The 9,520-nt window shown below is 58.3% G+C and carries 10 protein-coding genes; 6 read left to right on the top strand and 4 right to left on the bottom strand.

Features of this window, described 5'->3' with window-relative positions:
* Window positions 1-217: 217 nt before the first annotated feature.
* Together ABX749_RS10785 and ABX749_RS10780 are read left to right on the top strand one after the other, a co-directional pair.
* Window positions 218-1,465, top strand: coding sequence for an IS110 family transposase (locus ABX749_RS10785; RefSeq protein ID WP_372895983.1), 1,248 nt, complete (start codon window positions 218-220; stop codon window positions 1,463-1,465).
* Between the two features lie 999 nt (window positions 1,466-2,464).
* Window positions 2,465-3,277, top strand: coding sequence for a sugar phosphate isomerase/epimerase family protein (locus ABX749_RS10780; protein WP_145223109.1), 813 nt, complete (start codon window positions 2,465-2,467; stop codon window positions 3,275-3,277).
* Here the strand turns inward: ABX749_RS10780 and ABX749_RS10775 are convergent.
* From ABX749_RS10775 to hisH, 4 genes are all read right to left on the bottom strand, one after another.
* Window positions 3,265-4,095 (bottom strand): hypothetical protein, encoded by an 831-nt coding sequence (locus ABX749_RS10775; protein ID WP_372895982.1) that lies wholly within the window; start codon window positions 4,093-4,095, stop codon window positions 3,265-3,267. The two genes, ABX749_RS10780 and ABX749_RS10775, sit on opposite strands and share 13 nt — an antisense overlap.
* A 38-nt stretch (window positions 4,096-4,133) precedes the next feature.
* Window positions 4,134-4,727 (bottom strand): CAP domain-containing protein, encoded by a 594-nt coding sequence (locus ABX749_RS10770; protein WP_372895981.1) that lies wholly within the window; start codon window positions 4,725-4,727, stop codon window positions 4,134-4,136.
* A gap of 580 nt (window positions 4,728-5,307) precedes the next feature.
* Window positions 5,308-5,799 (bottom strand): hypothetical protein, encoded by a 492-nt coding sequence (locus ABX749_RS10765; RefSeq protein WP_372895980.1) that lies wholly within the window; start codon window positions 5,797-5,799, stop codon window positions 5,308-5,310.
* 11 nt (window positions 5,800-5,810) lie between these two features.
* Window positions 5,811-6,440: an imidazole glycerol phosphate synthase subunit HisH gene (hisH, locus tag ABX749_RS10760; RefSeq protein WP_145218151.1), complete on the bottom strand. Its 630-nt coding sequence runs from the start codon at window positions 6,438-6,440 to the stop codon at window positions 5,811-5,813.
* A 317-nt stretch (window positions 6,441-6,757) separates the two neighbouring features.
* Between hisH and hisE the strand changes: the two genes are divergently transcribed.
* The 4 genes from hisE to ABX749_RS10740 form a co-directional block, all read left to right on the top strand.
* Window positions 6,758-7,108, top strand: a complete 351-nt coding sequence (hisE, locus tag ABX749_RS10755) for a phosphoribosyl-ATP diphosphatase (RefSeq protein ID WP_372895979.1) — start codon at window positions 6,758-6,760, stop codon at window positions 7,106-7,108.
* 16 nt (window positions 7,109-7,124) lie between these two features.
* Entirely contained in the window at window positions 7,125-7,988 is an 864-nt protein-coding gene (gene hisG / locus ABX749_RS10750) for an ATP phosphoribosyltransferase (RefSeq protein WP_372895978.1), read from the top strand.
* An 11-nt stretch (window positions 7,989-7,999) separates the two neighbouring features.
* Complete coding sequence (locus ABX749_RS10745) at window positions 8,000-8,338, top strand: rhodanese-like domain-containing protein (protein WP_145218159.1); 339 nt, start codon at window positions 8,000-8,002, stop codon at window positions 8,336-8,338.
* Between the two features lie 193 nt (window positions 8,339-8,531).
* A partial coding sequence (locus ABX749_RS10740) for an AAA family ATPase (RefSeq protein WP_372895977.1) occupies window positions 8,532-9,520 on the top strand: 989 nt, incomplete at its 3' end.

Genomic DNA, 9,520 nt, shown 5'->3' with positions numbered 1-9,520 from the left:
GGACGATAGCGTTTTGGCAAAGACGCGGAACCGGAGGGCTCGCGCCCAATACCGCTCAATCGAGAAGCGAAAATGAAACACCATGGCTCCCCTCTCCCCCGATTCCTGACGAGCCTAAGCGAGTCAGGAATCGGGGGAGAGATGCTATGGGTCGAAAGACGAGGTCGCAGGTGCGACACTCTGGGTTTGTTCTTCACGCAAACTTTAGGAGCGTAACATGACTGCGACCCCGCAAAACCAGTGTATCACCCGCCAAAACACCCTGTACATCGGTCTTGAGCTTTCCGAAAGAACCTGGGTGGTGGCCTTCTCGGACACTCTTGGCCGCAAGCCCCGCATCAAAAGCATGCGCTCAGGAAATTTCAAGAAACTTGAAGCCGAGATCCTCCACGCCAAGCAACGTTTCGGGCTCGATGAAGATTGCCCTGTCGCGTCCTGCTATGAATCCGGACGCGACGGATTCTGGATCCATCGATGCTTGGTTGCCAAGGGGATCGAGAGCTATATCGTTGACGCCGCTTCGATCCAGGTCAATCGACGAGGCAAACGGGCCAAGACCGATCGCATTGATGCCTGCAAAATCGTCGCTGCGTTGATTCGCAAGCTTAAGGGTGACGAATTCGCATGCCAGATGATTCATATCCCAAGCCACATCGACGAAGACGAACGGACATTGAATCGAGAAATGCGAATCTTGAAGAAAGAACGCACCGCACACACCTGCCGGATCAAATCACACCTCAACGGGCAAGGTATCAAGAGCGTCACCATCACTGCCTCGTTTGAAGCCAATCTCGCCAAGTTCCGAACCGCTGATGATCGTCCCTTGATGCCGAGACTCCAAGCGTCCCTGAGGCGAGAATTCAAACGAATTCAAATTGTCAATGAACAGATCCGTGACCTGCAAGCTGAGCAAGCCGACTTGATTCGGACCGCTGTCAAGGACAACGCGGCCAAGGACAAACAGCCCGGGGCCAGGCAACCTGAATCCCCTTCAAACGCCGCCAGTCAAGCCGCCAAGCTCATTCAGCTTTGCGGGGTCGGCCCGGTTTTATCATGGACACTTGCTTCGGAAATTTTTTCTTGGCGGAACATCAAGAACAACAAGCAACTCGCCGCATTGGTCGGTCTGGTCCCAACGCCGCACCAGAGTGGTGATGTAGGCAAAGAGCAAGGCATCAGCAAAGCCGGACGCGGTGAATTACGCGTATTGCTGATCGAAGCTGCCTGGGGCTGGCTCCAGTTTCAGCCGCAAAGTGATCTTGCGAAGTGGTACAACGCGAAGTTCAACGATGGTACGAGCAGGAACAGGAAACGTGGCGTGGTGGCGTTGGCACGAAAGCTACTCATTGCGTTGCGGAAGTTTTTGTTTGAAGACGAGATACCAGCGGGAGCCAAATTGAGCCAGCAATTGTCGTTTGCTCGCTCGCCTTCATTGATTCCGCCGCAGACACCCTCGGCTTGATCAGATCGAGACCTTTTAGAACGCCCCTTTTTGATAGATAGAATCTCTGACTTGCAGCAGTCCCCTCAGCCGACCAAGCCAATTGCACTGACAAAAAAGTAAGACGAACACGAATCCGGTGACGGGTACCGTTGCTTCCCCAGGGGAGCCTTGCCGGCTCCTGTTGGAGAGATGGGCTACCCGTCGTCGGATCTCGTTGCCGAACGTTCGCGAGCGAACGAAAACGGCATTAGGTTTAACGGGGGCCATGGGAACATGGCTCGCCGTGACGGATAGAAGGTTGTCGCCGACGCGTTTACCGCGTCAACGCATGCAACGAGATGCCGGATCAAGTGTTGACTTACAAACGGATGTGCAAACAAGCTTGCCTAGACAAGGTAGCGACGACTGCGGCGAGAGCTCCGGCTCGACAAAAGGGTCCGTCCCCCTCGCCTTCGCCGTCGCACCATCCCTCAACGCAACAAGTGCAGGGCTGGTGCGACGGCGAAGGCGAAAGGGACTCGGGCCAACGATTTTTAATCATGAAAAGAAAACAAAAATTCACGACTTACCCCCTTGGCAAGCCCGGGACCATAGAAGGGGAGCCATGGTGTTTCATTTTCGCTTCTCGATTTAGCGGTATTGGGCGCGAGCCCTCCGCCCTGTAATTAGCGGTAGGGCGCGAGCCCTATGCCACTCAATCGACAACGTCGTGACCAGCGCAGGGCCTGTAGGCTCGCGCCAAACGGCTGATCATCAATCGACATCAGCCGGTTCGCGCCAGCGTCCGGGCGCCCGTAACGCAACAAGGTTTCAGCCAGCGCAGGGCCCGTAGGCTCGCGCCAAACGGCTGATCATCAATCGACAACGTACGCCGAGACGCGATGGCAAAACGTTTTGCCCAAAAGTGTTTTGCCATCAAACAGTTCGCGCATCGTTCGTTTTGACGATGGGTTACAATCCTGACCGACGCCACGTCGACGCTCTTCGATTGATTCTTTCTCCATGGCCGAAGCACGGATGAACACGCTTTCTGTTAGCCAGCTCTCAACACTGCGTTGGGACCTGGAGTCGGACGTTAACGCCTATGCCCAACGCGGGTTTGGCGGCATCGGACTGTATCGTCCCAAGGTCGAAGATTATGGTGTCGAGCGAACGATCGAATTGCTCGCCGAACATTCGATGGTGGCCACGTCGCTGTCCTGGGGCGGCGGGTTCACCGGCAGCGACGGACGGCCGTTCGAAGATGCCGTTTCGGATGCGGTCAGCGCCGTCATCCAAGCCGCGCAATTGCGTGCCGGCACGTTGATCGTGTTGGCCGGCGGCAAGAACAATCACATCAAAACACATCTTCGCCGAACCCTTTGTCAAGCGCTCGATCGGGTTGCGGCGGTTGCGTCGGAACACGGCGTCAAGTTGGCGCTGGAACCGTTTCACCCCGGTTGTGGTGACGAATGGTCGTTCGTCCATGATCTGCAATCAACGCTCGACATTATCGAACGCGTTGACAACCCGTCCCTAGGGATGGTGATAGATACCTACCACATCGGGATGGATCGAGATGCACTGCGCTGGCTACCCGACGTGGCTCGCCATCTTCATCTGGTTCAACTCGGTGACGGCCGCCATTGTCCGCACGGCGAGATGAATCGTTGCCTGCTCGGTGACGGTTGCGTGCCGTTGCCCGAACTGATCGAACTGTTGCACGAAAATGGTTACTGCGGGTCATGGGAAGTGGAGTTGATCGGAGAGGACGTCGAATCGATCAGCTACGATCATCTGCTCGATCACACCAAACGTTATCTCGATCACACCCTTGGTCAGTTGTGCTGATTTTCGATGGATGTGAAACCCGACATCCAATCCACGGCGGAAAACCGTAGATCGTCGCGTTTCTTGTCGATCGCCTTGTTCAGCTTGGCGTGAAGCTTCTCGTTGATGTCGTCGATCAAGATTTCATTGACGATCTTTTCAACGATCTCGCCCCAGGTTTCTGCGACCTCGCCACCGACCTTGCTGATCCGGTCGACATGCAAGGCGTCCAGATGCAATGACGCCGACGTCACCGTGGGGTCGATCACGATCGCCGGTGGAAGCACCGAATAATCGGGATAGCTGCTCAGCCGTCCGTGCACGGTCAGTCGGATTTCCATGTGTCCGCTGACTTCGACGCTGTACCACTGGACTCCCAGATTCCAACGCTCGATGCGAGCGGAAAAGTCCAGTGGTGTCGCCAGTTCACATTCAATCGTCCAGCCGGCGCGCTGGGACGCGTCGCCGTTGCAATGCGTGACCTGACGCACCTCGGCAATGACGGGGCGAGGTGCCGACGCGTCGCCGGGGAACTGCACGTGGTAGCGGGTTTGCAACCCGTGACGGACCTCACGCCAGCGACGATGCGTGGAAAGCTTCAACCCGTCGCGGCGGAACCGCACCCCGGCCCAAATCTTCTTCGTCTTTTCCCAGTTCTTCTTGCCGTTGTACTGGTGGGGCGTCTTGCGGATCGCCAAGTCCACGAGCGACTGGACCGTCGCTCGGGCTTGGTCGGAAGTCATCATCGAGCCGAGTCCATTCGGCTCGTTGTCCGGCAGCGGGGCTTGCGCCTCGACACGTCGTGAAGCGACCAGCAGCAGCGCGGCGGTTGCTAGCATGTAGCCGACCGCACGGCGGCTTGGTCGGCTGAGTTCGTTTAGCGATAGACCACGGCGAAGTAAACGCCATCGCGACCGGTGACCATGGCGGCGCCGGCGGCGGTCATTCTGGGATCGCTGGTGTAGCACGCGGAGACTCCACGAGGCGAAAAGGAGCTGGACCAGCCGACACCTTCGTAGCGGCCAGGTGCAAACGATCCCGGCGGATGCGACTTCAGACCCATGCTGGCCATCTGGCGTGCGCGGCGCTCGGCAACCGATTGCAATGTTGCGTCATATCGCAGGGTCCGCAGTCCTTGTCGAGAGCGCTGGTTGTTGAGCATGCTCAGAACGTTCTGAACGCCTCCGCTGGCTTTCTGATAAGCAACTTGGGCAACCGATCGGATCGGGGTCGCGGTTGCAGCCTGGGGCGCCGAAGTGGTGGTGGTCGTCGTCGCTGCCGGTTGCGAGGTCGCGTGGATGCGGCCGCATTTCGGGCAAACGTAACTCGACGCGGTGGTCACCACGCCCGATGTGGATGGCGCCGTCGATTGGGCGGTCACCTGATTTCCAGACAGGCTGAACATCAGGACGGGGCACAGAATCGCCAAGACTGCATGAAGGCGAACACGAGAAATTGCGGTTGAACGCACGTTGGTTTTCTCCTACGAAAAGGACTCTGCTAGTGCTCCGCCACGGCTGAGAAGGAGGGTTCTTGTGCCGACCAGCACTCTCCTCGGTCTGTTGGTTGAAGCTCCCATGTGTCGGCAAGGGGCCACGCGGCGCCCTCGCGTTCATGCCTCACATGATCGCGATGATTTCGCAAAATCGATTCAATCAACGGGCCGTTATCGAGTACCGCTACCCTAGGTCTCAAGCTGTGGCAAAACGCTAGTCGTGGCGGCCGACATCTGGCCGCGACGAGTGAATTGGCCGCAAAGCTTCTCGATCGTTCGAGATTGCGGAAGGGGCAGGGTAGGAAGAATGCAAAAGTTTTGCGGCCTGCGTTTCTTTGGCACGCCCGTAATCGAATCGCATCAAGGGCTTGCGGCGACGAGCCGTCCCGGCAAAAAATTTTGGCAGACTGTCAGACCAGGAAGAATGCGTTAAATGGGAGGTTCCGTGTGGCCGTTGAAGGGCTGCGCCGCCGCGGCGGAGCGGGCTAGTTCAGGCGATCCCAAGAGTTACCGGATCGCGACAACGCCCGCGCCCTGCTCGATTCTCTCAGCCGATTCACCCCTCTCGGAGGCGAACGGCGTAGCACCAGCGATACGTGCCACCACCGGAAAAGACGCCGTCGGGTCGGATTCGGGTGGACGCCGTGTCGGTCGCGGTGTCGGCCGTAACGTTCGACGCCGCCGCGGGTTCGATCTGGATCGCCGCCGAGTCGTGGTAGGTCGTTCCGAGTTGCTCGGGGGTTTCTTTCGCGCGGCAGGCCCAATCGAAGCGAAATCCGTCGGGCGTCGGTTCGACACTCAAACTCCAGTGGCTCGTTCCCGCACAGCCGACACCGAGGGCCACGTCGCGTCCGTCGATGGATTCGATCGACAGCTGTTGGATCGGCGGCGATTCCGGCCACGCCTGTTCACCGGTGCCGTTTCGGCAGGCGATCTGGCGGCCGTCGAAATCGATCGTGTGATCGAAGCGGTCATGGGTCCAAACAAAGTGGACGGTGCCGAGACCCTGCGGATGTTGCAGCGAGAGCGGCGTGGTGGAGGTGGACACGATAAGCTCGGCTAGGTGTTGGGCTGGGTGCGGCCGGCGAGTTGGTGAAAGGATCGGAGCAGTTGCAGCCCGTTTGCCTGGCTTTTTTCGGGGTGAAACTGCGTCGCGAAAAGGTTCTCGCGTGACACCATCGCACAAAACTCGTGCCCGTAATCACAGGCCAGCGCCATCAGCGACGGATCCTCGGGGCGGACGTAATACGAGTGGACGAAGTAAAAGTGGCTTTCGTCGGCCAGGTCGTCCAGCAGCGCCGATTCAGACGTCTTGCGGACGGTGTTCCAACCCATGTGCGGGACTTTAAAGGTGTCGGGCAGTTCAAAACGAACGACGTCGCCGGGCAGAATGCCGAGCCCGCGGTGTGTTCCGTGTTCGTAACTCTCCTCGAACAGCAACTGAAGCCCCAGGCAAATTCCCAGGAAGGGGCGTCCGGTTTGGACAAAATCGTGAATCGGCTGCGCCAGATCACGTCGGTTGATTTCCGCCATCGCGTCCCCGAACGCTCCGACACCGGGCAGGATCAATTGTTCTGCGGTGGCGATTTCGTGCGGGTCAGACGAAAAGACGGCTTGGCCGCCGATCCGCTCGATCGCTTTCTGGACGCTCCGCAAATTCCCCATTTGGTAGTCAACGATCGTGATCATGGCAATAACGACGGGTTTGAGCAGCGAGAACTTGAGCAGCGAGAACTTGGGCTGCGAGAACACAGTGGACACGGAAACGACACACTAATGGGAATTGCGTTCGCTGCAAATCCCCAGCGTCACAGGGGAACGGATGGTTGACCGGAAGCGACCGGCGGTCTCCCAGGCCCCGCCGCAAGGGAGTTGCAAAGGCTCTCGATTGGTGGCGGAGTGGACGTCGGCAAACGTCTCATCTACGATCCCCGCTCCGACTATCGGGATTTTTTCCGCCGGGAATTACGTGCGCCCCATCCGCTTTACGAAACCGTTGTTTTTCGATGTCTGACTCGCTCCTGCCGCTGCGGCGACTGATGCAAACGTTGACCGAGCGAGCCCAGACGCGCCCGGAAGGGTCCTACACGACCAAGTTGATGGCGGGCGGGACCGGCAAGATCGGCGAGAAAATCTTGGAAGAGGCGCGCGAATTGATTGAGGCGGTCGACGAACCGGGCGAGGCCGGCCGCGAGCACTTCATTTATGAGGCTGGGGATCTGATTTATCACACCCTGGTGATGTTAGCCTATCGCGGTGTCGATCTGGACGAGGTCGCCGCGGAACTGGGGCGTCGTGAAGGGACGTCCGGATTGGTCGAAAAAGCCAATCGAAGTCAACCGAAAACGGACGAATAGACGCAAGCGATCCACCATGGGACAACTGAGTAACAATTTAAGAATCGGGCTTCCCAGCAAGGGGCGGCTCAGTGAGTTGTCCGGCGAGCTGTTGCTGCAGGCCGGACTGAATTTTCGCCGCCAAAACCGCGGGCTGTTCGCCAAGGTCAAGGGACTGCCGATCGATTTGGTCTTCTTGCGGACCGATGACATTCCGACCTTGGTGGCCGAGGGCGCCATCGACATGGGGTTCACCGGCAGCGATCTGGTGGAAGAAGCCAACGCCAACGTGACCACGCGGATGCGTTTGGGCGTCGGACGCTGCCGTCTGGCGATTTGCATTCCCGATGACAGCCCGATCCGATCGGCCAACGAGCTGGACGGAAAACGCATCGCAACCAGCTTTCCCCACATCACCAAAGCCTATCTGGGACAACACAACGCGCTTGCGCACATGGTTTCGCTTTCCGGAAGCGTCGAAGTGATGATCCAATTGGGCGTGGCCGACGCGATCGTGGATCTGGTGGAAACCGGCAGCACGTTGGCGGCCAACCGTTTGCGCATCCTGGAAGAAATCGGTTCCTACGAAACGATTCTGATTCAAAACGATGCCTGTCGCGATTCAGAGATGGCCGATCGTGTGGTTCGACGGCTGGAAGGAGTGGTGATCGCGCGAGACTACTCGCTGTTGGAATACAACATTCCGACGGCCAAGCTGGCTGATGCGGAGAAGATCACGCCGGGATTTAATTCGCCGACCATCGGAACGCTCGAAGACGAAGCCTGGCGGAGCGTGCGAGTGATGGTGCGGAGCAGTGAGGTGATCGACGTCATGGAAAAACTCGAACGACTCGGCGCCTCGGCGATCTTCCAAACCACCATCTCCAACTGCCGACTCTAGCGAGGAAATCAATGTCCAACGACTATCCGATCGAAATTGATGTTCAAACCGTCAAAGCACTGCAGGATTCGGATGAGTCCTTCTTGTTGCTCGATGTGCGACAAAACGAAGAGTATGCGACCGCAAAGATCGATGGCAGCGTGCTGATTCCGATGGGGGAGCTGGGTCAACGTCTGGATGAATTGGACCCTCACAAGGACCAACGGATCGTGGTGCATTGCCACCACGGCGGACGCAGCATGCAGGTGACCGAGGCATTGCGGTCACGCGGTTTTGACAAGGTTCAGAACATGGCCGGCGGGATTGACGCCTGGAGCCTGCAAATCGACAGCTCGGTTCCGCGTTATTAATCCGGCGTTATTGATCCAGGGCCATTAATGTGGCGCCGAACGCGGCGGAGTCGTGCGGGTCAGGGTACATTAGGGGAATGGGTTGTTGACGCCCTATTGTAAAAGCAGTTCCGTCGCGTTCCCGATTCCGGGTGACGGTGTTCCACTGCTGACGACTCTTCGATGATGATTTCGGCGACTGCTGGAGGCCCGCATGTTCACCCACGGAAACGAATCGCGACAATCAGAAACCGACGCGGAGTCGTCTGATGCCCCGATTGCCGACCAGCGGGAACCGTGTGATTCCCCCTCGGCCGCCGGCCGGCATCACACCGATCCCGACGTCGCTCGGGGGCTGTTGGGAAAAATCGAGACGGTCCGGACGCAATTGCAAAGCGTGATTCGCGGCAAAGCGGACGTCATCGATTCGGTGTTGACCTGTATCCTGGCCGAAGGGTCGGTGCTGGTCGAGGATGTTCCCGGTGTGGGCAAAACCACGCTGGCCAAGTCCATCGCGGCGCTGATCGACTTGGATTTCCAGCGAATCCAATGCACGCCCGACCTGCTGCCATCGGATATCTTGGGCAGCGCCATTTTCCAGCCCGCCAGCGGCGAGTTTCACTTTCGTCGCGGCCCGATTTTTTGCAACCTGTTGATCGCCGACGAAATCAACCGCGCTTCGCCGCGAACCCAGAGCGCCCTGTTGGAGGCGATGGCCGAGTCCCAGGTCACGATCGATTCGACGCAGTACCGGTTGGAGAAACCGTTTATCGTCATCGCGACTCAAAACCCGGTCGGATTCGAAGGGACCTATCCCCTGCCGGAATCGCAGCTGGATCGATTCTTGTTCCGATTGTCGATGGATTACCCGGATCAAGAAAGCGAAATTGATTTGTTGCTCGACCAAGCATCGCATGACCCTTCGAGCGAGCTGACGCCGGTGATGCATCGTGACGACCTGGCGACGCTGCAGCGTTTTGTTCGCGAAGTCACGGTGGATCGAAAGGTGGTCCGCTATCTGGTGGCGCTGGTCAATGCGACCCGCCAAGACACGCGGTTGCGAGTCGGTTGCAGTCCTCGCGGATCGAAGATGTTGCTGCGTGCGGCGCAGGCTCGGGCGGTGCTGGACCAACGCGATTACGTGTTGCCCGACGACATTCAAGAAGTCGCCGTCGCCGTGCTCGCCCACCGAGTCTCGATGCG

It is taken from the genome of Stieleria sp., assembly GCF_041595215.1.
Lineage (GTDB): Bacteria > Planctomycetota > Planctomycetia > Pirellulales > Pirellulaceae > Stieleria > Stieleria magnilauensis.
This window is presented reverse-complemented; position numbering and strand designations above follow the sequence as displayed.

What these genes read in the sequence shown, in the direction of transcription:
- ABX749_RS10785 (WP_372895983.1), top strand. Translation starts at nt 218, where the DNA reads ATGACTGCGACCCCGCAAAACCAGTGTATCACCCGCCAAAACACCCTG.
- ABX749_RS10780 (WP_145223109.1), top strand. Translation starts at nt 2,465, where the DNA reads ATGAACACGCTTTCTGTTAGCCAGCTCTCAACACTGCGTTGGGACCTG.
- ABX749_RS10775 (WP_372895982.1), bottom strand. Translation starts at nt 4,095, where the DNA reads ATGCTAGCAACCGCCGCGCTGCTGCTGGTCGCTTCACGACGTGTCGAG.
- hisH (WP_145218151.1), bottom strand. Translation starts at nt 6,440, where the DNA reads ATGATCACGATCGTTGACTACCAAATGGGGAATTTGCGGAGCGTCCAG.
- hisE (WP_372895979.1), top strand. Translation starts at nt 6,758, where the DNA reads ATGTCTGACTCGCTCCTGCCGCTGCGGCGACTGATGCAAACGTTGACC.
- hisG (WP_372895978.1), top strand. Translation starts at nt 7,125, where the DNA reads ATGGGACAACTGAGTAACAATTTAAGAATCGGGCTTCCCAGCAAGGGG.
- ABX749_RS10745 (WP_145218159.1), top strand. Translation starts at nt 8,000, where the DNA reads ATGTCCAACGACTATCCGATCGAAATTGATGTTCAAACCGTCAAAGCA.